Below are 25600 nucleotides of genomic sequence, written 5' to 3'. Positions count from 1 at the left end.
ATGTTTATTTAAATCGGAGTGTTTGTCAAAGGTTTTTCCTACCGGTTATTGATTGAATATATATGAAGTTATTTTCAAATTGTGACAAAGTGAAGTTCCTCCTTTAAAAATCACATGAGGAGAGTGGTCTTCATTAGAGAAAATTTGATCTAGAGTCCTGCATACCCAAAAATCCTTCTCAATTATAATTGGGTTCTTAATTGTTGTGGAACGAGCTGTGGCTTCTTCAAAAGCTTGTTGGCGCTTTTGAGGACTAAATTCCAATAAATCTTGCATTATTATTTTCCTAGGATTTTTAAAACAACGTAAATCATCCAGTCTGGTAACTGATTCAATATTTTTTTAAGTTGGGCTTTGTCTCTTTGAGACAATATTTTTTTACTTTTCTGCACCATATCTTCAGTAATATGATTCTTTCCAATATGGTTTAATGCATTCAGTACCTTAATCACATGGGGATTTAAAGGTATATTATTCATAAATTTTGAATGACTAAATTTTATTGGATAGTTCGCTATGGTTTTTTGTCGGGAGACACCAGAAACAATATAAGACGGTGTAGCTGATACTTGATCATCAAAGCCAAGCTGATTAGCTAATTGAGCACCACCGGGTTGAATAATATCACCCTTTTTTGATGCAATTGCTCTTGCTATTGCATCAGGATTTGCTGATAGAGTTCCAAGTTTTGAATGTTTGACAGGGAAATCATATATCCCATGCCCAATTTTCCTGATAATACCTTTTTCAACCAGCCTGTATAAGGTCACGCCTACTGTATTTCGAGGTGCAATATCAATAAAATCTTTAGGTGTGAAAACCCAACCGTGTTGTTTCGCTCTGATTCGTCTTAAAATGCTGTCACTCATTGATTTCATGATTAACCCATGTAATAAATTTTATACCAAAAACATTACATTAAATAATTTTATTTTCTGTTTATCTATATGAAATATAATATTTTATTTTTTTTATAAAATAAAAAGTGCTTTTTAATATTATAGCGTGCATATCCCAGCAACAATGTTTTTGTGATAAATTTTCAAATTGCATAAAATTAGAGGCAAAACGATAACAGTAGAGTATTAAGCTTTGCTTTTTGCTATGTATTGCTAAAACAGGCAAGAAGCAAGGCTTGCTCCTCTGGATGTTTGCAAGATGATTTCACTCTAGCCGCGATTCTGGCCGTAACCCTGGAGTGTTGGGGGTAACCTGTTATTTATATAGGATTATTTGAATGGATTTTGGCTTTTTGCGTGTTACCAAAGGGTAGGTTTTTATTAGAGGTTTTTAGAGATAACCATTAATTTCAATTTATTTAATTAAAAATCAAGTGGTTATATTAATTTCTAAATTATATTTATCACTCATTTTTTATAAAGTTACCCCAAAAGTGGAAGTTGTTTAAAGTATATTTAAGTTTTACATTTTTTTGAATTACGGTCAGAGGTGCTTCTACTTTTTAGGCTGGTTTTCTCACAGTTATTTTGACATTTTTCAAGTTCGTCTTGGTATTCTTTTTCAAATTGTTTACGAAAAATAGGGTCTCGCATTTCTCTTTCAAAAGTAGATAAATGTTTCTTAGTCATAATAATCACCTGTTTTCCATAACCTGTTTTATTCAATTGAAAGGGAGGTGGCAATTTGCCACCTCCCTTAATCCCACTTTGTTCATTAATTGTTAATTTCAGTTGGTGACAAAATGTCACCGGCTGGTATTCAGTGCAAACAATTTACGCACAGAGGTTTAATTGCAGTGGTTTGGGTTTTTTACCTTTTGCCTTTACAAAAGCTCTGCTTCTTCTAAAGTTCGAATAAAAATTCTTTTGATCAGCTTTAGTCTTGGTTTGAGTTTGTTCGATAATATAGAGTCGTAATACCTGTTCGGTATTTTCATTCATATTGGTTATCTCATCTTCACATTTTTCCCATTTACTGACGGCGGTGTGTGATTCATGAACCACGGTTTCACCAAATTCACGTAAAGGCATGGAGAAATAGGAACGAATGAATTTCACTTGATTACCTGTTAATCTTTCTTCTTGGATAGCCAATTTTTTTATTATTTCATCAGCAACGTAGCGGACATCAATTTTGGGATGCCATTCGTCATTGATGTTAATCATTTCTACATTTTCTAATTCAATAGGAAAACCAAGTCCTTCGTAAAGGAATGTGGATTCTATTTTAGTTTTCATGGTATTTCCTCCTCGCTTAAATTGATTACTGTAATAATGGGCATCAGATGGTCATCAAATGTAAGAATAATTCGTACTTTTTTCTCATCTATATCTTTGCCTTCAATACAGTATTTCCAATCCTGCGGTTTTTCATGTATGTAGTTGGATTCATAGGAATCCTTGCTTTTGTTTCTTTTTCTCTCATAGCCTGATTTACCCTCTAAAATATTGAGCACATCAAGTTCTGAAATATTTCTTTGTTGTTGCCTTTCTTTTGCATGCTTTACAAAGAGATAGTTTCTTTCTTTAATTTTTTGCTCAATCAAAGCAAAAAGCTCTAGGTCTGTTTTTTTAGAAGGTTTTGTAACCATTACTTCTATTCCATATTGTTATTATAGTTTTTGTAAACTGAGTTTACAAGATTTGATTTGAAATTTATCAAAAACTCTAGGTAACTTTGCATAATCAGCATAAGTTCCATTTTGGAACATATGCTATGGACAGCCAATTGATACTTATTAGAATGAATTCGCTGCGCTCATGGGTTCCTGGATTTCACGTTGTTTCATCCAGGCTACGTCTAAATTGTTTTGAGATAAGGATTTAAGGTGTTGGCTCCACCTTTCTAGTGCTTCTTTTCTTTGAGGCAGCATTTCATTTTTATTATAAGTCGCCATGATCTTTGGCATCTTATGTCCTAAACATTTTTCAATCACGACTGGATCAACATGCAGAGCCTCTCCAAGCTGGGTTGCAAAAGTGCGTCTTAGATCATGGGCTGTCCAGTGCGGAATTCCGACACGGGATTGTATTCTGATCACGGCTCTTGGCATAGCTCGGTCGGATAAAATACTTTGTCCGTCTGCGCCTGTAATGACGTATTCTGAATCGCTGCGTGCTTGAAGCTCTCGTAATACCTTTTTGGTTATTTCTGTGAGGTGAATTCTCATGACTATGTTGGTTTTAGTATTTTCGGCGGGGATAGTCCATAAGGAGTTTTCAAAATCGAATTCTGACCATCTAGCTACTCGGATTTCGCCTGTTCTTACGCCTGTAAGCAGGATGATTTTCAGGGCTGCTCTGATCTGGAAGGAGGTGCCGTGTTCTTCGCTGTCGAGGAATTGCCATAGGATTTTTACTTCATCGAGGGTTAAATAGCGTTCTCTGGGTTTTTCTATACCGCCTATGTCTCTGGCTCGTATGGTCATGGCAGGATTTAGCAGCATTTCGCCTCGGCTTACTGCGTAGTTGAATGCTTGTTTTAGCGTGCTTAAGACTTTATTGGCATGAACTGGTGAGCCACGGCCTACAATTTTATCCAGTGCTTGAGTGATCTCACGAGTTTTTAAGTGTTCGAGTTTTTTATTGCCTAATAAGGGAATAATATCTCCCTTGATGTGCTGCCAGACTTGCAGGGGCTGGGCACGGTGTTTTTCAATGTAATTGGTATACCAGTGTAGTATCAGATTTTTTACTGTACTCTGGTCTTTCTGTTTTTGTTCTGCGATCTGTTCTTTGGGATTTACCTCCCCATGGCGCATGTCGCTTAAATCGATAAAGCGTTTTTTGGCTTCCGATAAACTCATAGCAGGGTAGTGGCCTATAGTTATGAAATGCCTTTGACCGTTGATTTTATATCGGTATAGAAATGTTTTTAACCCTTTGGGAGTGACTCGAATACCAAAACCTCCATCTCTGAATTCTTCATAGCGAGAAGAATTTGGTTTTAGCGATCGAATATAGGCATCTGTAAATTGTCTTTCCATCATTGCACCACTTAAAAATTAGGTGTACTTCTAGGTGTACTTTCGTGAGTTCTCACATGAAAACGTTTGATATTTTTTGAAGTATAGCATATGGTAAAAATTAATAAAATACAATAAGTTAATGATGATTTTTGATATCAAATGATACTGTTTGAAAACGGTCTTTTTAAGAATGGGGTGCTAGTGGTCGAAGGTTCAAATCCTTCCGTCCCGACCAATAGAATCAACAGGTTACAGTCTACCCCAGAGGGCGCATTCTAGCTCCAAGTGCGACAGTCATTTTTATACTGCTGTATAAACAGTTCCTTAGGCATTTTAAATCCCAAACACTTTCTTGGACATAGGTTCATTTTATCAGCTAATAAATCAAGCTCTATTTGCGTTACATTATCAATTGTAGCTGTTTTTGGTAAATATCGTCTTAACCGACCGTTCGTGTTTTCATTACTTCCCTTCTGCCAAGGAAAATGGGTTTCACAGTAGTAAACATTGCACTTCATATTATCCTCAAGATGCCTATAATTAGCGAACTCAACACCTTGGTCGAAGGTTATAGACTTAAACATTTGTTGAGGTAAGTTTTGAAACTTAGCACCTATCTTTTCCATAACACCTTGGGAATGCTTGCTATTATTTTTAATAAGAAAAACCATTCTCGATTTACGATCAACTAATGTGGTATCTCCTTCCCAATGACCAAAACGTGTCCTTGAATTAACATCAATAGGTCTTTCTGTAATTAAGCGCATATCTCCACCAAAGCGGCACTGATGCTGCTTTCTAGAATAGCGTTGATATCTTTTAGGTTGTTTATAAGGCAAGCAATGATAGAGTTCTTTATTTCTTGATTTATATACATATTGATAAATAGTTTCGGGGCAAACATATAGTGTGAGCTTCTGACATTTCATCCTTCCTGATATTTGCTCAGGACTCCAGCCAGTTTGCTTCGACGACCATTTGATGCTCTTGATATCGCTTTCTGATGGGCTATAACAGGCAAATATACATGCTCTTTATTACGTTTAACCTCTCTATATAATGTAGATGGATGCCTTAATAATTTTTTCGATATCGCTCTTATCGATAAACCCATATCAAGATAGGTATATAATCGTTGTCGATCATTCTTCGTTAAATGAGTATAATCCCTCATTCGACAGACTCCTTTGCTTTGATATTCTCGTATTCAACAACTTGAATATACAGCATTTTTGTCTGTCGCACTTCTAGTTAGAATTCGCCAACCTTTTTCGAAATGCTTCAAATGTGGTCCGTATCGATGTCCCACTTTTATCTTGAACTTGTATATATGAATCGTCTTTTCTTGGCATTCTCTTATAAATGATTTTACATCCGTTATTTTCCAAAATTGATTTAATTTGTTCAAAGCATTTGAATTTTAATTTGTTTTTTTCCTTGTTGGATAAACTCACAGTTTTATTGGGGAAGAGTATGGGTAAAATATCTTTAATAACAGCACTTGATATAGCATCTTGACGGTAACCAGTTGTATTTTCTTGTGGGGATAGAAGATCTTGTTTTATTAATGACACCAGATAATCTGCGTCAAATGCTATTTATATATAACCCGTTAATTCCGACATTAACTTTAATGTTTTTATATCGGGGTTTCATCAAGTGTTCAGGTAATTTAAAATGAAGAGTCACCGGTTTTGGTTTTTCCTGAAAAACTTGTGTTATTTGAGCGGGACTTAACTGAAAATCTTCAGATATTTTAATATCATTTGCTGAAAGAATATTAGTGCGACAACATAAAGTAATTTGACGATTCAGACCATACTCTATCAACTGTTCATAATATTCAGGATACTTTGCTGTTAACAAGACAGGAACATACTTATCAAATAGGAGATAAGGTTTTTTCTTTTGAAATAACCGATACCATAAGAATTACTCCAGCAAGTAATAGCAGCACATACTAGTTTATTGCCAAGCAGAGAGGGGCTGATGCCTCCTTTTCTCCCGCTAAAGATAGCTTGACACGAGGATTATATAATCGAGCTTAGTGAAATGTAATGTGCGTTCTATCCCTGAATAAAGAAATTTAGGAACTCCTATATTCCATAACCGAAGATTTGTTTCTATTTTGAATAGTTGCAAAATTTGCAACTGTTGAGCTGACAATCTATATGTCTATTCTTGATCTTAACTCTTTTTATTCGTGATTTATCTTTATTTCTTTTTAATGTTTCATGCCTAATTTTTGAAATTGACTCTAGCTACGGCTCTAGCCGTAATTTATTCAATTCATGATGAAGTAAATTTGTCATATGGAAGGGAGGGGGCAAATTGCCTCCTCCCTTTATCTGAGTAACAGCTATGGATTATCACTTTTAAGCTTTAATTATGTTCATTATTCATATGTTCCAAAATAGAACTTGTGCTATTTTTTTTCAATTCTTCCCTTTGCATATTTTTTTAAATGCTTGGTAATTGCTAAACGCTGGACACCAAGCAGTTCAATAATTCGATTTTGAGTCAGCCAGAGAATTGCTAGATGATTATATAAAGTACTGGGTGTGTTGAATAGCAAATGTAAAAGTAGATTTAATTAATTTCTTGATATGAGTATAAAAAATCTCTGTGATACGATCTGTGCTAAGTAATGATATGCAATTTTTAATCATGGGAATCGGATAATAATGAATAAGATAATAAGATCTAAAGTTATGCAATTGATTTTAATATTAAGCTTTTTAATTTTTTTATATCATTTAATTAATGTTAACTCCAAATTTTCTATTGTTATTTTTGCTGGAATATTATTCTTATTGAATTTTAATAATGAAAATGAACAAGAATATTCAATTCCTCAGATATTTAAAGTTTTTGGAATAATCGCAACATTTTATTTAGGGTGGCATGAGCTAGTGCAAATCAAAACTAGCCAAGAAGAAAATACTAAAGTCAGCCTATTGAATGTAAAAATGACTGAAAATAAGTTAGAAAACGAAACTTTTACAGCAATGTTAAAAATATTAGCTTCACCTCATTTAGAAGTTAGAGTTGGAGGAATTTATGCTTTAGAAAATTTGGCTCGAACTAATAAGGATTTTTATTGGCCAGTCCTTCATACTTTAATTTCCTATATTAAAATTTATCGTTCTATTGATACTAATTACAAAAATCCTTCACGCAACGAAAATATTCAAACAGACATTCAAGCAATTTTAAATTTTATAGCAGAAGGGCAATATGATATTCCTCATAATCGCAGCGATATTATTGATTTATCGCATGTTCATTTGGCAAATGTTGAGTTATCAGGAAGTAAGTTAGCGTATGTAAATTTTGAGGGTAGTTCATTAGAAAATGTAAATTTCAACGGCGCTGATTTAACTGAAGCGAATTTTAAAAATACTACTTTTAAAAATACATCTTTCGCTAATACAAATTTAACACAGGCAAACTTTACCAATACTAAATTTACTGAGGTAGATTTTCTTGGTGCTGATTTAACATCTACTCAGTTTGGAAATGCTATCTTTAATGATAGAAAGAAAAATTATATTTGGCTTTTTGCAGAGGCCAAATTAGCTAATGTAGATTTTTGCCTTGGGTTTGATACAGAAAAAAGAGATACAATAGAGAAGTGTGCTTTAGGATTAATGTGTAACGATTTCAGACTTTCCAAATTATTTAATACTACTAAACTACCGGAAGAATTAGGGGCTTGTAACTTTAAAGTACATCAAGATCCTAGCGATTTAATGTTTAAAGAAGCAATAAAAAGCGGGAATTTAGCTTCTATCCCAAGCTCAATTCCCGGCAGAATAATTTATAAAAGAGTACCTTCTTCCATATGAAAACTTAAGAGTCTGTTTATATAATAAAATTCTGATTAATGTTTTTTAAGACAGGAGAGCATATGTCAACCTTTTAATTTTTCCAGCGAGAGATTTCAATCCAACCTTTGCTTGACAATATATTAATTGCCAGATTAATTTGTGAGGTTGAAAATTGTTTTTTTCGCTCATTCCAAGCATAAGTATATTTTATAACATCATCCTGAGAGTTTATTGAGTTATGAGCAATCACCCAATGTACTGTTGCAAGCAGTTCTAGGCCAAAAGGAGCCAGCGTAGGTCGGGCCCATGGCCCGACAATTCTCTTGCTCTCCAAGCTTTTAATTGCTATATATCTGGCTTAATGGACTAACCAATAAGCCAGCCATGCGCTATCGACGAATAATTATTCCCGGTGCTTCTTATTTTTTTACCGTCAATCTCCAAAACAGAAAAAGTAAATTGCTCACTGAGAATATTGATAAATTACGTTTCTCTTTTCAAAACACTATGCAGTATTACCCCTTTGGTATTGAGGCTATCGTTGTGCTGCCGGATCATCTTCATATGATCATGAGCTTGCCTCTAGACGATGGGAATTATTCAGTACGTTGGAATTGCATTAAGGGCACTTTTTCAAAACAGTTGCCAGCCAATGAGTCTATTTCGAATATCAGGAAAAATAAGCGGGAGCGGGGTATTTGGCAAAAACGATTTTGGGAGCATCTTATTCGTGATGAAAAGGATTTTGAGCATCATGCCAATTACATTCATTATAATCCGGTTAAACATAGATATGTAGTAAATCCATCAGATTGGGAGTATTCAAGTATTCATCGGTTTATTCAGAAGGGAATTCTTAGAAACGATTGGGGATGTGATGATAAATTTAATCTATTGGATTTTGGTGAGATGGGATGAGGAACGTCGGGCCATTGGCCCGACCTACGCTGGCTGGAAAAATGGAATCAGCCCATGCACAATTGGGCACTTATCGTCTCCCAGCTACAAATCTATTTTGAAGACAGGCTAACTTTGAGGCTTAGATAAACAATGAGGTGACACAGTTAAATGAACACTCTCCAGTGAACTAGCGCTCGCTGGTTGAGGTGCTTCTTCTAAACCAGCTTGTTTTTTATAGGTCGTTAACAATAATACCAAATCTGGATACCGTTCATAAAATGTTAGGGACTTTATAGCTTTATTTAAAACATCTTCATTTACAAAACCTAGTTCCAGTAAAATTTTGGCTATTTCAAATTGGCCATATTGAGTGGCTAATTGAAGGGGGGAGGATCTAAGGTATTCAGGTCAATTCCTTTCTCCTAAATGCTGCATGAACGTAGGGATATTGCCTGTGCGAATTGCGCGGTCTAAGGAAATGGAATTTACATTTTTTGGGATTCTTTTATATCGTTCCTCATTCACTTCATCATAGAGTTGCACCCTCAGCTACGTCAGGTTCAATTCCATTGTTATGGCTTTTTAAGTTAAGGAGTGACGGTTCTTGGATAAATCGAATAGCTTCATAAACGTCGATCCAGATAGCATTTCCACTAAATTCTGTAATTTCTTGTTCTGTTATTTCAAGAGCAGGTCAACCGCATCGGCATTAAGTTCTTTAAAAGCTGCTAAGCCTAGTTTGGGATTATTTGTTTCAGTCGCCGCTGTAATGATGGTTCTAAATAAAAGGTTAAAATAGTCATCTAATATCTTTTGTATCTGCGGGTTTAATTGTTGAGCGTTAGTGCTTTTCATAGAAATCCTTGTATGGCATTAGTGTTCATATTTTAATCTATTCATACAATGCCAAATACCGTAATTTTTACGGTATTTCTAAAATTCGAACCGGATTTTCAATGCATATCACAGCTAATGTATTGTCTAATGTTCTTTGCTTTATTCATAATAAAGAATATAAAATTCAGGTTGTTAAGTCTTATCAGGTCTTTGTAAGAGGGTAAATAACATAGCGCCTTAACCTGCACTCTATAGTGTTCAAAATTGCTAGCCTATAAACATCGTTAAATGAGTTTCATCTTTAGTGATTAACAGTTTGATTTTGCAAATATATTATACTCTATGATATATTTCAGCTATTTTTAGCTTATTAGGCTTGTTTTAAGCCTCAAATAACGAAAGATTTTCTTCAAAATTACGCTAACGCTAGCTCAACATTGAATGACTCTTTACCTTATAAACATAATCATAATGCAATTTGGCCGGTGGGCCGTGCATGACTTTGGACATACTCAATGGAAATCAACGTAAATTTTCTCGACAATTTAAGACTCGAAGCCAAGTTTGATGATTTTACCGTCATCGCCGATCAACCTATTCGCTATAAAGGGGATGGCTCGGCTCCAAGTCCGTTTGATTATTTCTTAGCGTCATCAGCCCTATGTGCTGCTTACTTTATCAAGGTGTATTGTAAGGCTCGTGATATTTCCACTGAAAACATTCGCTTATCGCAAAATAATATTGTCGATCCCGAAGATCGCTATAACCAGATCTTCCAAATTCAAGTTGAACTGCCTGATGATATTTCAGACAAAGATAGAGAAGGAATTTTACGCTCTATTGACCGCTGTACGGTAAAAAAAGTGGTGCAAACTGGCCCAGAATTTAAAATCGAAACCGTTGACGACCTGAGCGCTGATGCTAATGCTATGTTGATGGACCGGCCAGAAGGGGATGCGAATACCTTTATTTTGGGTAAAGACTTACCTCTGGAACAGACTATTAAAAATATGACTGCGATGTTAGCCGCTCTGGGCATGAAGATAGAAGTTTCTTCATGGCGCAACATCGTGCCTAATGTCTGGTCTTTACATGTTCGTGATGCCGCCTCGCCCATCTGTTTCACTAACGGCAAAGGTGCAACCAAAGAAAGCGCACTGTGCTCGGCATTAGGTGAATTTATTGAGCGCTTGAATAATAACTTTTTCTATAACGACCAATTCTTTGGTATAGAAATAGCCAACAGTGAATTTGTTCATTACCCTAATGAAAAGTGGTTTCCATTAGAAGAGGATGATGCGTTGCCAGCGGGTATTTTGGACGACTATTGTCTAGATATTTACAACCCAGATAATGAATTAAATGGATCCCATCTGATTGATACCAACTCAGGCAATAAAGCTCGCGGTATTTGTGCCATTCCTTATACTCGTAAGTCCGATGGTGAAACGGTGTATTTCCCATCAAACCTGATTGAAAATTTATTCTTAAGTAACGGCATGAGTGCGGGCAACAATCTACATGAAGCCCATGTGCAGTGTTTATCTGAAATTTTTGAACGGGCTGTCAAACGGCAAATCATCGAACAAGAAATTGTTTTACCCGATGTGCCAATGAGCGTACTCGAAAAGTACCCTCGCATTCTAGCAGGCATTAAAGGCCTAGAAGAGCAGGGCTTTCCACTTGTGGTGAAAGACGCCTCCTTAGGCGGACAATACCCTGTGATGTGTGTCACCTTGATGAATCCTAGAACTGGGGGGGTATTAGCTTCTTTTGGTGCTCACCCAAGCTTTGAAGTGGCATTGGAACGCAGCCTTACAGAGTTGATGCAAGGCCGAAGTTTTGAAGGCTTAAACGATATTCCAAAGCCAACATTTAATAGCATGGCCGTTACCGAACCTGAAAACTTTGTTGAGCACTTTATTGATTCTACAGGAGTGATTTCTTGGCGCTTCTTTAGTAGTGAAAGTGACTATGAGTTCTGTGAGTGGGACTTCTCTGGCAGCAGCGAAGAAGAAGCTAACGAGTTATTTGGCATTCTAGAGTCTATGGGCAAAGAAGTGTATGTTGCCAATCTCTCTGATTTAGGTGCCTCCGCCTGTCGTATTTTAGTGCCTGATTATTCAGAGGTTTATCCAGTTGAAGATCTTATTTGGGACAACACGAACAAAGCGCTAAGTTACCGCGAAGACATCTTAAATTTACACTCATTAAGCACTAAAGAGCTGAGTAATTTAGTTAATCGCTTGGAAGAAAGTCAACTAGATAACTATATTGATATTGGTACCTTGATTGGTATCGTGTTCGATGAAAATACGGCTTGGGGCAAGTTGACTATTATCGAACTTAAAATCCTGATTTATCTCGCACTTGGCGCCCATGAGGATGCCATCGGATTAGTCGAGGAGTATTTGCAATATAACGACAATACAGTCAAACGCGGTTTGTTTTACCAAGCGATAAATGCCGTACTCGAAGTCACTTTAGATGAAAATCTTGAGCTGGAGCATTTTATCGAGAATTTCAATCGCATGTTTGGTGTCGAGGTGATGGAAAATGTGGTGGGTTCAGTCACTGGCACGGTACGTTTTTACGGCTTAACTAAAACAAGTATGGCTCTTGAAGGTATAGAGCCTCATTTACGACTGATTGAAAGCTATAAAAAATTACATCAATCGCGCAAAATACGAGCAGTAATCTAATCGCAGGAACAATCGGCCTATGGGCTCCCCAGCGTAGGTCGGGCCCATGGCCCGACATTTCCACTAGCCCTCCAAGATAGAAAAAGAAATTGCTCCCTCAGAATATTGATAAATTACGTTCCTCATTCAAAAACACCATCCGACCATTTTTCAAAACCGCTGCTAACCTCTAATACCGGGAAAAATAAACGGGACGGGGGAAAACTATTTTGGGGACATCTTATTTTTAATGAAAGGATGGTGAGATCGGATGAGATGAGAAACATCGGGCCATGGTCTCGACCTACGCGAGCGTGACACTTATGGTGGAAAATAAAGGCAAATTGCATTTTATTTCATCATATTTTTTTGGATTCATTATAATTTAAGAAGAACGTGTGGAGGAAAAAAATGAGTATCAAGGATGATTTGAAAATTGCGATAGATGCGAGGAATACGATATCTTTTAATTATAAAGGGCATTCAAGAGTAGCTGAACCCTATCATTATGGGGTACCTGTGATGACACCCCAGTATAAATTAATCAAGAAACCACCGGTAGATTCGTTGCTTTGTTATCAAATTGGCGGTACTTCTAATTCTCATCTCACCAAAGGCAAACCTCTAACCTATAGAATGATGGCATTAAATGAAATAAGTAATTTGAGAATAAATGAAAACGAAAAATTCAATATTAGAAGTGATTATGATCCTAATGATAGAAAGTGGCGAATTGAATATGGTGTCGCAAGTTCGCCAAGCTATAGGCCATAAATAGTGAGGTATGAGCTTAACTAGGCATGTTATTAGATTGCTACTACCCTATTTTATAGGGTAATCGAAATTTATTAATAAGTATAAAATGCCACAGGAAATTATAACGTAGCAAACTTGTTAACCAAATTTTTGATGGAGATAATTATGCCAGATTCTACATCCCACGAAAGTTGGTAAAAAAAATGAATCTCATGACGACTGATTTTGGTGAGAGGGAATGAGAAATGTCGGGCCATGGGCCCGACTTACTTTCTATTGACTCATTGATGGGGTTTCATCAAATGCAGCTTCATCTTTTTTCAACACTAAGAGTTTCTTCTTGGCCTCTTCTTGCTCTTTTTTATTGCCCCAAATGAGATGATGTTTTTTGCTCGATATATCTGTACCAATCTTATCAATCTGTTCAGAATTCAGGTCTTTAGTATTGCGAAAGTAGGCGTAAATTTGTGCACAGATCTCATCGATTTTTTCTTCATCTGATAGATTTTCATTCTCTGGTTGTAGATGAAAATCAATTACGCAACATCGTGTGGCGGTTATATTTCTTACGGCAAATAAAGAAAACATGGCGCGATATACATTATTATTGAGAATAAAGGCAGGCAATAAGGACTTTTCGAATCCAAAACCATCCAGTCGAATTACTTGAATAGGTGCTTTACTCTTTAATGCCATCTTGGCTGCTCCAGCGTAAACTGGGTGTGGATCTTGGCCTAATTTTGCAAAATTTCCTTGAGGGAACAGAGCAACGCAACCTTTTTTACTAAGCGCTTCGCATCCTAATTCTATAACTCCAGCATTCGCAGATTGAGTATTATTTTTAGTAGCTTTTGCTGCTACCGGGATGGTTTCAAACATCTTCATAAAAGCAGCGACACCGGGTATGGTATTGAAAGAATCTGTGGCAAAAAAGCGGGGTGGTGTTCCGCTAATTTTTGAGGAAGCAACAGCCGCGTCCAATAAACCGGTTCGATGTGGACCTATTGCAATAATTTGACCTTCTGGATTCGTAATCTCTAAATCCCCTTTCTTGGTATGTAGAGTGTTTACCATCAATGTTAATGCGCCGGCTATGAAACGGGCCGTTGGATCTTTAAAGCTGAGACGATTTTGGGATGCGGCCCTAGTAATTAAATAAAGAGTAGTAGCGAGACCAACAAGAAGTGTAAAGAGAAGATAATAACTCGTCGAAGAATCATCATCATTATTATTCACAGGATTTAAATCTCCAAGCATGTTAATTACTCCTTTCAATGGATATTAAAATTTAGTAGAAGGATTGTATTTCAGAATTTTAAGGGGTCAAGTGTTTTTTTTACGATCAATGAGGGCAAGCTCGATTGATTTTGATTTTAATATTCAGCTTAGAGTTATAGCTATAACATATCTTTTAAGGTTTGCTCATCATCTGCTAGATGAGCCGTGTGCCATGGTGGTATACGGTGTTGGTTTTCTTGAAATTTATCATATTTATTTTTATACGCTTACTGAGCTTTAAAAATTGGAAGAATTTTTTTCTATAATTTTTAATTAAGGACATCGGATGTATTTTTAAAGAAGCATTTGGCCAAACTTCATCTTAATTGTCTATAATTAAACGCAACAAATCACGCTTCGTAGTCAGGTTGCTTTTTGTAGGTATGTGTTTAAGGCGCTCGGATGAAAGAATACTCCTATTATAATAGTTCCCTCAAAATAAATTATGCAGAAGGGCCTAATCATGGGGCTCCGATTTTATTACTTCATGGTGCTACACATCGTTGGCAATCCTTCACCCCTATAACGGCTGATTTGTGTGTTTATTTTCATGTGTATGCTATGGATTTTCGCGGCCATGGTAAATCGCAAAAGAGTGCGGCCCGCTATGCATTAGAGGATCATCTAGAAGACACCCAATCATTTATCCAAGGAGTAACAAAAGAGCCTACCGTGTTAATCGGGCATTCATTAGGCGCAATGGTGGGGAGTATGCTTGCTGCCGCTTACCCTCAGCTTGTGAAAGCGCTCATTCTTATCGATCCTCCTTTAAATTAAAGCTATCTTCGACAATTAACGATGAGTTTTAAAGATCAAATTAATATGCTTATTCAAGGTCTTCGATTAAGTAATTTGGGATTCCCTATCGCTCACTTTATTCCTGAGCATGTGAGACACTGTGATCCGGATATGCTTTCAGAAATGATTTATCAATTTGATGAAACCTTTAAACATTACAATATCAATAAATTATTTAAACAAATAATATGTCCCACGTTGTTACTTTATGGAAACGCTACTCTTGGGAGTTTAACAACTGCCCATGAGGTTGGAACATTACTTACAATTAAACCTGATTTAGTGCCTATGCAAATTGCAAATGCAGGGCATTCACCCATTCGCCAAGATAAAGAAACAACGTTAAACGCTATTATGCAATTTATGGAAGATGAAAAAATAGCTTCATTGACAAATAAATGAGTGATGAAAAATAATTTTTTGGCTTAATTTGTCCGGTACAATTAGGGATACATTTCCATTAAAATGACACTCCCTTGTTTAGATTCCATCTTTTTTATTTGCTGCCGGAAGCAACATCTTGGTGATCATGAAAGTAAAGAAACCCAGAAAAAGATAAGCTAAACACGTTGAAATTTTTAAATAGTGATATAAAAATGAAACCTCAAATTATTGAAGCAACTCAAGATGATCTGCCCCTCATTCAGAATATGTGGTTATTTTACATTTACGAATTGGGTCGTTATTGCGGATTCAATAAGGGATGGGAATGCCCGGTGAATCTGAATTTTATTCCCGATGATTTAACTTTTTATTTCACTAATCCTAATCAAGCATTTCTTATTAACGTTGGGGGTGAAGTAGCAGGTTTTATTCTGCTTAATAAAAAGGGCACGCAACTCAGCATTGATTGGAATATGGCTGAATTTTTTATTCTTGCTAAATTTCAAGGGAAAGGCATTGGTCAGTCCATTGCACATGAACTATGGAAAACACATTCCGGTTGTTGGGAGGTATCAGTTATCCCCGAAAATAAGCCTGCTTTAGCATTTTGGCGAAAAGCTGTATCAGTTTTTACCAAGAGTAGTTACACAGAAAAGCTCATGGAAATTGATTATGATAAGTCACAATCGGAACGAATTATACTGAGTTTTGATACTCGCAATGAGTTTTCAGCCCCTACTTTCAAAGGACATGATAATGTTAAAATTATTTTTGTTGATAGCCTCAGTGATGAGCTAAAGCAGCGTATGTCGGAAGGTTTTGAATCTTATGAGGTTAGTCATGGGATTGATATTAATTACAAGCGCTTTTCAGTAGTTCTCTATAATGCAAATGATGTTGCTTGTGGCGTTATTAATGCCTATACGGCCTTTGCGGAAATCTATATTGATGACATATGGGTTGATAGCGATCATCGCGGCAAAGGTTATGGAACGAAATTGTTGCAAGCTTTGGAAGCGCATTTTAAAGGACAAGGATTTAATAATATTAATTTATGTACAAGTGCTTTTCAGGCACCAGAATTTTATAAGAAGTGTGGGTTTTACCCAGAGTTTACTCGTGAAAATAAGATAAACTCCAAGTTATCAAAAACATTTTTCGTGAAGTTTTTTGAGGAAGAAAACCAAAATCAGGGCTTACTTAACCATTCTGGGAGGGTGTAAATGTTAGCTGATCCTATTATATGTGGAAAATACAGGCATTATAAAAATGAAAAATTATATGAGGTAGTTGGCCAAGCTCGTCACAGTGAAACAGAGGAGGATATGGTAGTCTACAAGGCACTGTATCATTGTGATGAATATGGGGAAAATCAGCTTTGGGTTCGTCCTATGCAAATGTTTTTTGAGAATGTCATTCATAATGGAAAAACAGTTCCTCGATTTCAACGAATAGAATAGAAAAATCGGAAGTAGATTGGCTGGCCTTCCAGGCTTTAAAACTTGGAAGAGAGTCCTTTACTATCTCTTCTATTTGAACATTGTTTATTTTCTAAAATAGCGCTCTCCAGGGTTGCTAATCACCGGAGAAGCTTTCCTAGCAAAGGTCCTAGTCTTTTCTGTTGCCAAGAAATTTTATTGTCATAATAGACTATAATGAGATTAAGATGCGTTATCGAGAGAAATGTTATGTCTAAACAACCAAACCAAGTAGATAACCCTCATTCAGCCGTTGATAGTGCGGAGAAGGTCAGGACCCGGATTAATAGTACGCAACTAGGCAGCCCTATTGACACCATAGAAGAGTATGATGCGCAACTCCATAACCTGGGACCTTTAGATTCTAAAACGGAAGTAGGTGCGTTGAATAAGGATGAACCGGAGCATAGCAACACTAATTCTAACAAACCTGGATTGCGCTAATAGGGTGCTTCATTTGGATGCAGGGTAGTACAAGGGCGATTATCGCATGGTGGAGGGGCTGAAAAAATATTAAGCAGGACTAAATCTCACAGAAATATTCAAATAAGTTTTAGCATTGTCGATTAATACAGACATGATGCTTCTCCCTAAAGCCTTAATATAAATTACAAGGTCTCAGAGTAGTGTTGTGTTCCAATCTCCTGGTCGGAACATCGATACAAGATAGGGCTAAGAAACTCGTCTATAGTTATTGTATATTAATTATCCATTTCTTCTTATGCCAAATTTAAAATCTGTTAATGACTGGTACTCTTAGTTTCTGAATGAGTGGAGATTCTATTGACGTAAACTTAATACACTCGGGTGTATTACGCTATCTAGTCCTAATGATTATTTTGTGCCGCGATCCATAATGGAGTAACTTGGTGGGCTATTGTTTAAGTATTGGCGCCATGTTGAAGCAGCAGGGCTACAATTTTTGAATGCCCCAGAAAAGAGGCTATCCATAGAGGGGTTTGGTTTGCTAGAGATGGTAAATCAACAGTAGCTCTTCGTTTAAGAAGCTCTTCACAAATATTAGCTTCACTTCTTTGTGCTGCCAGAAATAAAGCGGTACAACTATTGGCTACTTCCTCAGACTCATCATAACTTGGCTTATCAATTTCGTCTCCTGCATCTAAGCAACTGATAACACGATTTAAATCATCATAATCTACAGCAGAAATAAGTCTAGTAAAGTCCATTAGATCTCCTCCTTCACTTATCAATTAAAATTCCGCCCTTTCATCGGTACGGTGGTTTCGACAGGCTGTTCAGGTTTACAACCCCAATGAAACCATGCTTTGAGCCAATGTCTTTGCCGCAGAAAAACGTGTTTCTGATGAGCCTGAAGAGCATGAGTTTGAGGAAATTACTTTGCCTCAGTTAGAGGAGATTGCTCAAATGGCAATGAACTTAATGGATGCATTAACCCCCAAAATGGATGTATACGATAGCAGTAGACCATCTTTCGGTGGTTTGGGTTAGGAGCAGCACCTATGTGCTGTCAATAGGTGCTGTAAGCATGCGCATTCCATTTAAAAACGCTGTATTGGAACCTAAGCTAAATCTTATTCTGCAACTCTGATTTTGTTGTTAATGTTTCCTTGTCTTGGATGCGATCTAAAAACAAATAACCATTAAGGTGATCAATTTCGTGTTGCAGGATTCTCGCTTCTAAGCCATGAGCTTTTTTGCAAATGAAATTCCCATTGATATCCAAACCAAAATATTCAATTTCCATTGCTCTTGGGACTTCTCCCATGATTTCACCACAATTGAGACAGCCCTCATAACCTGTTTGGAGTTCCTCAGATAAAACATTTAAAGAGGGATTAATCAGCGCTGTATCGGGTATTGGGTATTCCAGATTTGTACGTTTTGTATAAGCTGTACTAAATACAATAACGCGTTTACTGATACCAATTTGTGGTGCTGCAACACCTACAGCACATTGTTCTTTCATTATAAGGAACATGTCCTGCACTAATTCGTTTAGCCAGCTACTTCCAAATTCCGATTTTAGAACAGGCTCAGCAACTTGCTTTAATAGAGGATCATTTTTGTCCAACAATCGCTTCATAATTCACCAAATTATTAATAATAAAACTAAATAACATACTCAGCAGTCCCACTTTCTTTTACACTAAGACCGTGTGTTGAAAAGACATAAGCTCCTTATGTTGATTAATTCCCTGTGTTTCTATCGTAATTATCCTTTGGTCCATTCGTCATATTGGCAGGTTTTCCATTTTTTAGTTCATGCGAGCGTGGTTTTTATATTAATGGAAATTTGTAAAAAATACAGTGATTCATTTATGGGGGAGGGGAGCCTCAAAATAATTTTCAAAAATTTTGAGTAGTTAATCACTCCTTAAGCTTTAGTGTTTTACACTAATGAAAAGCCAAGAGGAGAAATACTATGACAAACAAAAAATTAACTGAACGTTTGAATCATGAACTTGACGAGCTAGGTGTTCCATCCTTGATGACTGAGCGAGTGCAAGTATGCTCCAAACTATTTGAGCTGCCTAAGTTTAAAATAGAGGCTTTATTAAATGGCGTGGTTGCTTTAGATGCCTATGCTATGAAAAAAATTGCTGATGAGCTTGAGGTCAGTATTGATTGGTTGTGTGGTAAATCCAAACATAAAACACAACACTAAGATATATTATATAACTCAAATGGCCTGATTTGACCCTGCAAAATCAGGCCATTTGGGCTTAAGTTAGCCTGAAGCCTGTTCTATTAGGAAATGCACTATACTTTATAGAAGAATCTTAATGGACAGGACGTTTACCATGACTCATACAGCTGCTCGCTCATATAAGGATAATTAATGAGTAAAGCAAATATTGTTATTGGTAAGGAAGAAATCAAACCTGGACAGCAAAAAACGGTTTTTTTGCCTTTACCTGAGTTATATGATTGGACCCCCATGAGCTTACCCATCCATGTTATCAATGGTGTAGAGGAAGGACCGGCACTTTGTATGACTGCGGCTATTCATGGTGATGAAATCAATGGGGTAGAAATCATTAGACGCCTATTACACAAAAAAGGGTTGAAACGCATCAAGGGCAGCATAATTGCTCTCCCTATTGTTAACGTTTATGGCTTTTTATACCAAGAACGTTATTTAATGGATCGAAGGGATTTAAACCGTTCTTTTCCTGGGGGGCCTAAGGGATCATTGGCATCAATTCTTGCTGGGATTATCAGTACCGAAATTCTTTCTCAATCTCAATATGTTATCGATTTACATACAGGGTCAAATCATCGCTTTAATTTACCGCAAATTCGTGCCAACCTCGATATGCCAGGCCTTGAGGCCCTCGCACGTGCTTTTAACGCCCCGGTGATTTTGCATTCCTCTTTTAGAGACGGCTCGATGAGAGAGTATGCGAATGAGCAAGGAGTACCTATTTTAGTTTATGAAGGTGGGGAGGCCCTTCGTTTTGATGAGTTATCAATTAGAACCGGACTTAATGGCATTTTAAGCGTTATGGCCGCTTTAGATATGATTAAACCAGGGCGGCTTGGTATAAAAAAATTTACGCCCACCATTTCAAGGAATAGTTATTGGTTAAGGGCGCCAATTAGTGGCATTTTGCGGCATATTAAAAAAGCTGGAAATCGCGTTAGCAAAGGGCAAATTATTGCGATTATTGCTAATCCTACCAGCACAGAAGAGTACAAACTCAAATCACCTATTTCAGGCATTATTATTGGCGAAAGTATGTTGCCGCTGGTTCATGCCGGACAGGCTTTATTTCACATCGCAAGCTTTGAAAAATTAAATGTTGTTGAAGAGCAGTTGGAAAATATTCAAGAAGCGTTTAATTTGAATGATGAGGATATACAGTAAATATCTACGCGCGCTATAATGCGCTCACCCATTCTGGGTAAGAGATACAGAAGGATTATTGCGTGTTTAACAACCACATTGAGCTGCGCTCTTATCATTCCGAAAGCTGCAGCCATGTCCATGATTTTGCCCAGTTAGTGTTGCCTTTGTCCGGTTTTATGGAATTGGAGATTAATCAATATTCTGGAGTTATTCATCAGGATCTAGGCGTTTATATTGCCCCTGAAGAGCGGCATTGTTTTTCTGGGGGCGAGGATAATCTTTTTTTAGTTATTGATATTAAAGATAAGTGTTTTTTATGGAATGAGGGCACAATTCCCAGTTTGATGAATCTCTCCAGCGGTGCTAAGAAACTAATGCAGTTTAGCCATCATTATTTAATCCATAACGAACGTGATGTATTTACTGATGCATTAATGAATCAATTGTTGCTGCAAATTACGACTAAATCTTATGTTTCAGAAAGTGATGCTCAGGTACAAAAAGCGAAACATTGGATTGATTTACATTTTGCCCAACCGGTCATGCTCTACCAGGTGGCAAAGCATTGTCATTTGAGTATCAGTCAATTGCAGCGGCGTTTTAAGGAGCAGATGGGATGTACTCTTGCTGAATATTGGCGCATGAAGAAACTACAACAAGCACAGATTTTATTATCTGGGAGTGCCCTTTCTATTGAAGAGGTGGCCTTTAAGGTTGGTTACGAAAATTTATCCGCTTTTAGCCGACGTTTTACGAAGGTACACGGAACATCTCCATCACAATGGCGTTTAACGGCAAAACAGATGCATGCCACGGATAACTGATTTTGCTCTTAAGTCTGCTAGACTTGCTCGTACTTGGAAATAAAAAAGCGGTACGCGATGCAAAAAAGTGATTCTTTTTTTAAGGGCATGTTCTTTCTTTTTCTTGCCCAAATTATGGTGGGGATTAATATTGTATTGTCTAAATACATCCTCTTATCAATTCCTATCCAACTCATTCTAGTACTTCGCTTTAGTCTGGCCGCTGCGATTTTACTCGTGTTACATGAATTGTCACCCGCTAGAAAACAGTCTATTGCTTATTATTTTTCGCAATTAAAACGACGAGATTGGTATTTCATTTTAGCCCAGGCTTTATGCGCAGGAGTTCTTTTTAATGCTTTGATGCTATTGGGATTGCATTATACTGATGCAAATGTAGCCGGTATTATTACGAGTGTTTTACCTGCAATCATCGCGCTTATGTCCTGGATTATCCTGAAGGAGAAAATTTCCGGTAAGACTGCGATTTGCATCGGTTTTGCTACTTTTGGACTTTTGGTTATTGCTAGAGAAAAGCTGGTTGGCGCGGTTGTAAGCCACTCCTTCTTAGGCGATGCAATTGTCTTAGCATCTTTATTTCCAGAGGCTGCTTATTACATTTTAAGTAAAATGTATGTAAGTTCGCTGCCAGTATTTTTAGTTTCTTCGCTGCTTAATGGGATCAATGCGATTTTATTATTATGTTTTTTAAGTCTGAGTTCTTGGAGTGGTGCTCATATTGATGTTTCTGGGTGGTGGAGTTTAATTATTTTAGGGTTAAGTTCGGGTTTATTTTATGTATTTTGGTACTTTGGTTGTCAACGCGTTGATGGGGTAATGGCTTCTTTATCTACTGCGATAATGCCCTTGGCAACGGTAGTTCTTGCCTGGGTCTTATTAGGCGAAAAATTGACGATTGGACAAATGATTGGAATGGGAATGGTTTTATTATCTATAGCCGTTTATGCAAAACGCTAGAGGGGCTATTCACATTTCTACTGTCTTAGCCCAAATGGCCGCAAGTTAGCGACATGTAAATAACCCCATTTCTAATGATATTTGCAAATAATCTCCTAAATGTGGTCTTATATGTCAGTTTTCTTCATCAGATAGGATTTGATGCACTATGAGAGAGGAGCTCGTGGCTGATAGTAAAATAAACGGACCCAAAGCAGAACATTCTTTATTTGGAACAACGGCGACAGCTGCAGTAGTGGCTTCCGTAGCTGCTTATGGTGCAATACGCACCGGTAATTATCGAGTAGCTTTACAGTTTTATGCAAAGGGAGGAGGGGGGGTAAACCTGTATAAACAAATAGATAATCATTCACTACGGGTTTTTGCCCTTGATTATCATCCTTTTTGGAATAAGGCTACTCAAAGCAAAGAATGGAAATTGCACTATCATCGAGGCAAAACAAAACAAGAAATTAAAGAGCATAGGCCTTATGATGGTCATTGGTAAAGGGCCTACGTCATCCAGAGCCTAGTAAGGACGCTGCTGAATGAGACATGGGAGTATTCGTTGTTTAGTAGTTGTTTTGTTAAAAAAATTTTGTATGATGGTTAGCTCTCTTACCACTTAAAGTGATTTATGCGTGGAAAAAATATAGTAGTTGTTGGGGGTTCCATTGCTGGTTGTGCTACGGCAGTTTTGCTTCAGCGTTTAGGAGCAAACGTTACTATTTTAGAACAATCATCAGGACGAATAGGCCAAGGGTCAGGGATCACACTTCCTGAATCCGTAGTCAATCAATGTATAGAAAACGATTTATTTGACGCCAGTTAAGGAGTTATGCATGAATTCAATCGATTTCCGTAGTGATACAGTGACCAAGCCTTCTCAGGAAATGTTAAAAGCGATGATGGATGCTGAAGTAGGGGATGATGTTTTTGATGAAGATCCTACTGTTAAACAATTGGAGGCTATGCTGGCTGAGCGTGCGGGGATGGATGCGGCTCTTTTTGCGCCTACGGGAACGCAAACTAATTTATTAGGGATTATGGCACATTGTGAACGGGGTGATGAGTATATTGTTGGGCAAACTGCTCATACGTATATGTGGGAAGGAGGTGGTGCTGCGGTATTGGGTAGTATTCAACCTCAACCCCTAGATTTTGAATCAGATGGGAGTTTGTCTTTACACAAGGTAGAGATGGCAATTAAGCCCATTGATAATCATCATGCTCGTACCAAACTGTTATGCCTGGAAAATACAACAAATGGCAAAGTTTTACCTCTTTCTTATGTAGATGAAGTTCAGGCTTTTTGCCAAGCAAAAAATTTAGCGAGCCATCTTGATGGGGCTCGTGTGTTCAATGCAGCGGTTAAACAGAATGTGGATTTAAACCGCATTAGTCGTGGCTTTGATTCTATTTCTATTTGTTTATCCAAAGGATTGGCTGCTCCTATTGGGTCAGTATTGTGCGGGCATAAAGAGTTAATCAGTAAAGCAAAAAGATGGCGTAAAGTATTGGGTGGTGGTATGCGTCAGGCTGGTGTTATTGCTGCTGCCGGAATTTATGCTTTAGAACATAATATCGCGCGCTTACAAGAGGATCATGAGCATGCGGCCTTATTAGCTCAAGGTTTGTCGGGGGTGGGGGATTTGCTTGTAGATCAGGAGTCAGTGCAGACCAATATGATATTTATCAAAGTGGGAAGTAACTATCCTAAACTTCAGGCTTATTTGGCTGAGCGAGGTATTATTTTTCCCAAAAGACCGAATAAAATGAATTCCATTCGCCTTGTTACCCATCGTGATATTTCCAGCGCTGATATTGAGCGAGTACTCGTTGAGGTGAGCTCTTATTATCAAAATACAACCAACGTCCTGATTTAACCAGGACTGTGGTGTGAAGGTATGGATTGAATTCTTGTTTAGATCCAGGAAAGGATATCTGGTTCATAACGGGATACTGGCTCAACGGGACCTGCGGGAATGCCAATAATAATTGGTGCGATGGCAATCATTTCAGACCCAACATGTAGTTTTGATTTCCATTCTGGAGTATTTAACGCAGGTACTGCAAGCGCAACGACACAAGAACCTAAGCCATTCACACAAGCCGTGAGCATCAAATTTTGAGCAGCAAGCCAGCAGTCAGCTACAACAAAAGGTCTTTGGAATCTACTGTAAATTACGATGAGTGTGCCTGCATTATAAAACGCATTAAAATTTGGTTTATCCGTGAGCTCTTTGACACGGTTCATTAGCTTGGGATAATTACGAGCTTCATTGTAGATTAAACCTTGAATCGTGTCGGATAGTTGCTTAAGCATTTCTTTATCTTGAATTACTGCAAAAGCCCAGGGTTCTTCGCGTAATGCTGTCGGAGCTTGGACCGCGGCATTAAGTAAGGCGTTAATCATTGGCGCCTCGATTTTTTGCGGCTTGTAATCTCGTACGGTTCTGCGTTTATAGATTGCATCTATTTCGCGCGCAGGGCGGGCTTCCCTAGGTCTTTTTGATGTAGCCATTATATTCTCCGTTTCAGGTCCTGAGCAATAGAGTATAAATTAGCAGTAATGAATAGATTTTGGTCTATCCTTGGAGTTTGTCAAGTTCAATAGATCAATATCAATTGCACTAGCCAACCTTTCTTTTGTGGGCATCTGGAATGTCCCTTAACCGTTCTTCAATATCTTGATAAAGGAAAATATTAGGGGCAATAGTTTTGCTGTTGTCCCTAGAAACAAAAAAATAATTAGTAGTATAATCTTAATTTGAAACCTCACTTGACAAGATTTAATATTGCTTTCTAAAATGCAAGTGACCAAATTGTTATTTGGTATCTCAAGTGTTTTATCAACTAAATTAAAAGGAATTAATCAAATGAACAAAATTAAATTAACTGGTGCTGCACTTGCAGTTGGCGCTGCTTCTATGTTTGCTTTAGCTCCTGCTTTTGCTGATGACTCAGCTTCTTCTGCACCAATGGTTCATTGTAAAGGTGGTAACTCATGTAAAGGTCAAAGCTCTTGCAAAACTGCTGATAATTCATGCAAAGGCCAAAATTCTTGCAAAGGAAAAGGCGTTGTTAAAATGACTAAAGAAGAGTGCGAAAAAGCGGGCGGTACTGCTGAATAATTTT

28 protein-coding genes and 1 pseudogene are annotated in these 25600 nt (G+C 37.3%); 17 read left to right on the top strand and 12 right to left on the bottom strand.

What is annotated here, in order from left to right; translation table 11 throughout:
- Nucleotides 1-45: 45 nt before the first annotated feature.
- From E1P08_RS11515 to E1P08_RS11490, 7 genes and pseudogenes are all read right to left on the bottom strand, one after another.
- Complete coding sequence (locus E1P08_RS11515) at nt 46-276, bottom strand: hypothetical protein (RefSeq protein ID WP_133137167.1); 231 nt, start codon at nt 274-276, stop codon at nt 46-48.
- A gap of 2 nt (nt 277-278) precedes the next feature.
- Nucleotides 279-878, bottom strand: coding sequence for a DUF6088 family protein (locus E1P08_RS11510; RefSeq protein WP_133137166.1), 600 nt, complete (start codon nt 876-878; stop codon nt 279-281).
- Between the two features lie 537 nt (nt 879-1415).
- Nucleotides 1416-1589 carry a hypothetical protein gene (locus tag E1P08_RS17190; protein WP_165485156.1) on the bottom strand — a complete coding sequence of 58 codons (174 nt, stop codon included), beginning with the start codon at nt 1587-1589 and terminating at the stop codon, nt 1416-1418.
- A 144-nt stretch (nt 1590-1733) separates the two neighbouring features.
- Entirely contained in the window at nt 1734-2198 is a 465-nt protein-coding gene (locus E1P08_RS11505; RefSeq protein WP_058515894.1) for a hypothetical protein, read from the bottom strand.
- On the bottom strand, nt 2195-2551 hold the full coding sequence (locus tag E1P08_RS11500) for a DUF4258 domain-containing protein (protein ID WP_133137165.1): 357 nt from the start codon (nt 2549-2551) through the stop codon (nt 2195-2197). The genes E1P08_RS11505 and E1P08_RS11500 overlap by 4 nt, the downstream gene beginning before the upstream one ends.
- A 147-nt stretch (nt 2552-2698) precedes the next feature.
- Nucleotides 2699-3949 (bottom strand): tyrosine-type recombinase/integrase, encoded by a 1251-nt coding sequence (locus E1P08_RS11495; protein ID WP_242602441.1) that lies wholly within the window; start codon nt 3947-3949, stop codon nt 2699-2701.
- A 254-nt stretch (nt 3950-4203) separates the two neighbouring features.
- Nucleotides 4204-5102: pseudogene (locus tag E1P08_RS11490) on the bottom strand (IS30 family transposase).
- 1510 nt (nt 5103-6612) lie between these two features.
- Between E1P08_RS11490 and E1P08_RS11485 the strand changes: the two are divergent.
- Together E1P08_RS11485 and E1P08_RS11480 are read left to right on the top strand one after the other, a co-directional pair.
- Nucleotides 6613-7776 carry a pentapeptide repeat-containing protein gene (locus E1P08_RS11485; RefSeq protein WP_133137164.1) on the top strand — a complete coding sequence of 388 codons (1164 nt, stop codon included), beginning with the start codon at nt 6613-6615 and terminating at the stop codon, nt 7774-7776.
- Nucleotides 7777-8142: 366 nt separating this feature from the next.
- Nucleotides 8143-8676 carry an REP-associated tyrosine transposase gene (locus E1P08_RS11480; protein WP_133137163.1) on the top strand — a complete coding sequence of 178 codons (534 nt, stop codon included), beginning with the start codon at nt 8143-8145 and terminating at the stop codon, nt 8674-8676.
- 660 nt (nt 8677-9336) lie between these two features.
- Here the strand turns inward: E1P08_RS11480 and E1P08_RS17185 are convergent.
- The gene (locus tag E1P08_RS17185; protein WP_165485162.1) at nt 9337-9513 is read right to left on the bottom strand and encodes a hypothetical protein; all 177 of its coding nucleotides are present in this window, start codon (nt 9511-9513) and stop codon (nt 9337-9339) included.
- A 497-nt stretch (nt 9514-10010) separates the two neighbouring features.
- Between E1P08_RS17185 and E1P08_RS11475 the strand changes: the two genes are divergently transcribed.
- On the top strand, nt 10011-12197 hold the full coding sequence (locus E1P08_RS11475) for an OsmC domain/YcaO domain-containing protein (protein ID WP_133137162.1): 2187 nt from the start codon (nt 10011-10013) through the stop codon (nt 12195-12197).
- Nucleotides 12198-12587: 390 nt separating this feature from the next.
- Nucleotides 12588-12950: a hypothetical protein gene (locus E1P08_RS11470; protein WP_133137161.1), complete on the top strand. Its 363-nt coding sequence runs from the start codon at nt 12588-12590 to the stop codon at nt 12948-12950.
- Nucleotides 12951-13205: 255 nt separating this feature from the next.
- Here E1P08_RS11470 and E1P08_RS11465 read toward each other — a convergent pair whose 3' ends face one another.
- Nucleotides 13206-14168: a lysophospholipid acyltransferase family protein gene (locus tag E1P08_RS11465; protein ID WP_242602439.1), complete on the bottom strand. Its 963-nt coding sequence runs from the start codon at nt 14166-14168 to the stop codon at nt 13206-13208.
- 444 nt (nt 14169-14612) lie between these two features.
- Here E1P08_RS11465 and E1P08_RS17475 point away from each other — a divergent pair, with 444 nt between their 5' ends.
- From E1P08_RS17475 to E1P08_RS11445, 5 genes are all read left to right on the top strand, one after another.
- Nucleotides 14613-14987, top strand: coding sequence for an alpha/beta fold hydrolase (locus tag E1P08_RS17475; protein WP_242602438.1), 375 nt, complete (start codon nt 14613-14615; stop codon nt 14985-14987).
- Nucleotides 14988-15008: 21 nt separating this feature from the next.
- Complete coding sequence (locus E1P08_RS17470) at nt 15009-15410, top strand: hypothetical protein (protein ID WP_242602437.1); 402 nt, start codon at nt 15009-15011, stop codon at nt 15408-15410.
- A gap of 194 nt (nt 15411-15604) precedes the next feature.
- On the top strand, nt 15605-16615 hold the full coding sequence (locus E1P08_RS11455; protein WP_133137159.1) for a GNAT family N-acetyltransferase: 1011 nt from the start codon (nt 15605-15607) through the stop codon (nt 16613-16615).
- Nucleotides 16616-16852, top strand: coding sequence for a DUF1653 domain-containing protein (locus E1P08_RS11450; RefSeq protein WP_133137158.1), 237 nt, complete (start codon nt 16616-16618; stop codon nt 16850-16852).
- 228 nt (nt 16853-17080) lie between these two features.
- Nucleotides 17081-17314 (top strand): hypothetical protein, encoded by a 234-nt coding sequence (locus tag E1P08_RS11445; RefSeq protein WP_242602436.1) that lies wholly within the window; start codon nt 17081-17083, stop codon nt 17312-17314.
- A gap of 437 nt (nt 17315-17751) precedes the next feature.
- Here E1P08_RS11445 and E1P08_RS11440 read toward each other — a convergent pair whose 3' ends face one another.
- Both E1P08_RS11440 and def read right to left on the bottom strand, forming a co-directional pair.
- Entirely contained in the window at nt 17752-18057 is a 306-nt protein-coding gene (locus E1P08_RS11440; RefSeq protein WP_133137157.1) for an ankyrin repeat domain-containing protein, read from the bottom strand.
- Nucleotides 18058-18416: 359 nt separating this feature from the next.
- Nucleotides 18417-18935 (bottom strand): peptide deformylase, encoded by a 519-nt coding sequence (gene def, locus E1P08_RS11435; protein WP_133137156.1) that lies wholly within the window; start codon nt 18933-18935, stop codon nt 18417-18419.
- A gap of 339 nt (nt 18936-19274) precedes the next feature.
- Here def and E1P08_RS11425 point away from each other — a divergent pair, with 339 nt between their 5' ends.
- The 7 genes from E1P08_RS11425 (at nt 19275) to ltaE (ending at nt 24348) form a co-directional block, all read left to right on the top strand.
- Nucleotides 19275-19517: a hypothetical protein gene (locus tag E1P08_RS11425; RefSeq protein ID WP_133137155.1), complete on the top strand. Its 243-nt coding sequence runs from the start codon at nt 19275-19277 to the stop codon at nt 19515-19517.
- A gap of 174 nt (nt 19518-19691) precedes the next feature.
- Entirely contained in the window at nt 19692-20720 is a 1029-nt protein-coding gene (locus tag E1P08_RS11420; RefSeq protein ID WP_133137154.1) for a succinylglutamate desuccinylase/aspartoacylase family protein, read from the top strand.
- A 62-nt stretch (nt 20721-20782) separates the two neighbouring features.
- Nucleotides 20783-21526, top strand: a complete 744-nt coding sequence (locus tag E1P08_RS11415) for an AraC family transcriptional regulator (protein ID WP_165485161.1) — start codon at nt 20783-20785, stop codon at nt 21524-21526.
- A gap of 57 nt (nt 21527-21583) precedes the next feature.
- Nucleotides 21584-22483 carry a DMT family transporter gene (locus tag E1P08_RS11410; protein WP_133137153.1) on the top strand — a complete coding sequence of 300 codons (900 nt, stop codon included), beginning with the start codon at nt 21584-21586 and terminating at the stop codon, nt 22481-22483.
- A gap of 163 nt (nt 22484-22646) precedes the next feature.
- Nucleotides 22647-22970 (top strand): hypothetical protein, encoded by a 324-nt coding sequence (locus tag E1P08_RS11405; RefSeq protein WP_133137152.1) that lies wholly within the window; start codon nt 22647-22649, stop codon nt 22968-22970.
- A gap of 129 nt (nt 22971-23099) precedes the next feature.
- Nucleotides 23100-23294: an NAD(P)-binding protein gene (locus E1P08_RS11400; protein WP_133137151.1), complete on the top strand. Its 195-nt coding sequence runs from the start codon at nt 23100-23102 to the stop codon at nt 23292-23294.
- 10 nt (nt 23295-23304) lie between these two features.
- Nucleotides 23305-24348 carry a low-specificity L-threonine aldolase gene (ltaE, locus tag E1P08_RS11395; protein ID WP_133137150.1) on the top strand — a complete coding sequence of 348 codons (1044 nt, stop codon included), beginning with the start codon at nt 23305-23307 and terminating at the stop codon, nt 24346-24348.
- A gap of 38 nt (nt 24349-24386) precedes the next feature.
- Here the strand turns inward: ltaE and E1P08_RS11390 are convergent, their stop codons facing one another.
- A complete protein-coding gene (locus tag E1P08_RS11390; protein ID WP_133137149.1) occupies nt 24387-24986 on the bottom strand; it encodes a nitroreductase family protein in 600 nt (199 codons plus the stop codon).
- A gap of 355 nt (nt 24987-25341) precedes the next feature.
- Between E1P08_RS11390 and bufA2 the strand changes: the two genes are divergently transcribed.
- Complete coding sequence (bufA2, locus tag E1P08_RS11385) at nt 25342-25596, top strand: BufA2 family periplasmic bufferin-type metallophore (RefSeq protein WP_133137227.1); 255 nt, start codon at nt 25342-25344, stop codon at nt 25594-25596.
- Nucleotides 25597-25600: the final 4 nt, after the last annotated feature.

The sequence above is a fragment of the Legionella rowbothamii genome (assembly GCF_900639985.1).
GTDB classification, from domain to species: Bacteria; Pseudomonadota; Gammaproteobacteria; order Legionellales; family Legionellaceae; genus Legionella; species Legionella rowbothamii.
This window is presented reverse-complemented; position numbering and strand designations above follow the sequence as displayed.

Bases quoted from the DNA above. Each gene is read 5' to 3' on its own strand.
- E1P08_RS17475 (WP_242602438.1), top strand. From the start codon at position 14,613: ATGAAAGAATACTCCTATTATAATAGTTCCCTCAAAATAAATTATGCA.
- E1P08_RS11475 (WP_133137162.1), top strand. From the start codon at position 10,011: ATGGAAATCAACGTAAATTTTCTCGACAATTTAAGACTCGAAGCCAAG.
- E1P08_RS11445 (WP_242602436.1), top strand. From the start codon at position 17,081: ATGTCTAAACAACCAAACCAAGTAGATAACCCTCATTCAGCCGTTGAT.
- E1P08_RS11480 (WP_133137163.1), top strand. From the start codon at position 8,143: ATGCGCTATCGACGAATAATTATTCCCGGTGCTTCTTATTTTTTTACC.
- E1P08_RS11420 (WP_133137154.1), top strand. From the start codon at position 19,692: ATGAGTAAAGCAAATATTGTTATTGGTAAGGAAGAAATCAAACCTGGA.
- E1P08_RS17190 (WP_165485156.1), bottom strand. From the start codon at position 1,589: ATGACTAAGAAACATTTATCTACTTTTGAAAGAGAAATGCGAGACCCT.
- E1P08_RS11485 (WP_133137164.1), top strand. From the start codon at position 6,613: ATGAATAAGATAATAAGATCTAAAGTTATGCAATTGATTTTAATATTA.
- def (WP_133137156.1), bottom strand. From the start codon at position 18,935: ATGAAGCGATTGTTGGACAAAAATGATCCTCTATTAAAGCAAGTTGCT.
- E1P08_RS11410 (WP_133137153.1), top strand. From the start codon at position 21,584: ATGCAAAAAAGTGATTCTTTTTTTAAGGGCATGTTCTTTCTTTTTCTT.
- E1P08_RS11470 (WP_133137161.1), top strand. From the start codon at position 12,588: ATGAGTATCAAGGATGATTTGAAAATTGCGATAGATGCGAGGAATACG.
- E1P08_RS11515 (WP_133137167.1), bottom strand. From the start codon at position 276: ATGCAAGATTTATTGGAATTTAGTCCTCAAAAGCGCCAACAAGCTTTT.
- E1P08_RS11400 (WP_133137151.1), top strand. From the start codon at position 23,100: ATGCGTGGAAAAAATATAGTAGTTGTTGGGGGTTCCATTGCTGGTTGT.
- E1P08_RS11425 (WP_133137155.1), top strand. From the start codon at position 19,275: ATGACAAACAAAAAATTAACTGAACGTTTGAATCATGAACTTGACGAG.
- E1P08_RS11450 (WP_133137158.1), top strand. From the start codon at position 16,616: ATGTTAGCTGATCCTATTATATGTGGAAAATACAGGCATTATAAAAAT.
- E1P08_RS11440 (WP_133137157.1), bottom strand. From the start codon at position 18,057: ATGGACTTTACTAGACTTATTTCTGCTGTAGATTATGATGATTTAAAT.
- E1P08_RS11510 (WP_133137166.1), bottom strand. From the start codon at position 878: ATGAAATCAATGAGTGACAGCATTTTAAGACGAATCAGAGCGAAACAA.
- E1P08_RS11495 (WP_242602441.1), bottom strand. From the start codon at position 3,949: ATGATGGAAAGACAATTTACAGATGCCTATATTCGATCGCTAAAACCA.
- E1P08_RS17470 (WP_242602437.1), top strand. From the start codon at position 15,009: ATGAGTTTTAAAGATCAAATTAATATGCTTATTCAAGGTCTTCGATTA.
- ltaE (WP_133137150.1), top strand. From the start codon at position 23,305: ATGAATTCAATCGATTTCCGTAGTGATACAGTGACCAAGCCTTCTCAG.
- E1P08_RS11500 (WP_133137165.1), bottom strand. From the start codon at position 2,551: ATGGTTACAAAACCTTCTAAAAAAACAGACCTAGAGCTTTTTGCTTTG.
- E1P08_RS17185 (WP_165485162.1), bottom strand. From the start codon at position 9,513: ATGAAAAGCACTAACGCTCAACAATTAAACCCGCAGATACAAAAGATA.
- E1P08_RS11390 (WP_133137149.1), bottom strand. From the start codon at position 24,986: ATGGCTACATCAAAAAGACCTAGGGAAGCCCGCCCTGCGCGCGAAATA.
- E1P08_RS11505 (WP_058515894.1), bottom strand. From the start codon at position 2,198: ATGAAAACTAAAATAGAATCCACATTCCTTTACGAAGGACTTGGTTTT.
- bufA2 (WP_133137227.1), top strand. From the start codon at position 25,342: ATGAACAAAATTAAATTAACTGGTGCTGCACTTGCAGTTGGCGCTGCT.
- E1P08_RS11455 (WP_133137159.1), top strand. From the start codon at position 15,605: ATGAAACCTCAAATTATTGAAGCAACTCAAGATGATCTGCCCCTCATT.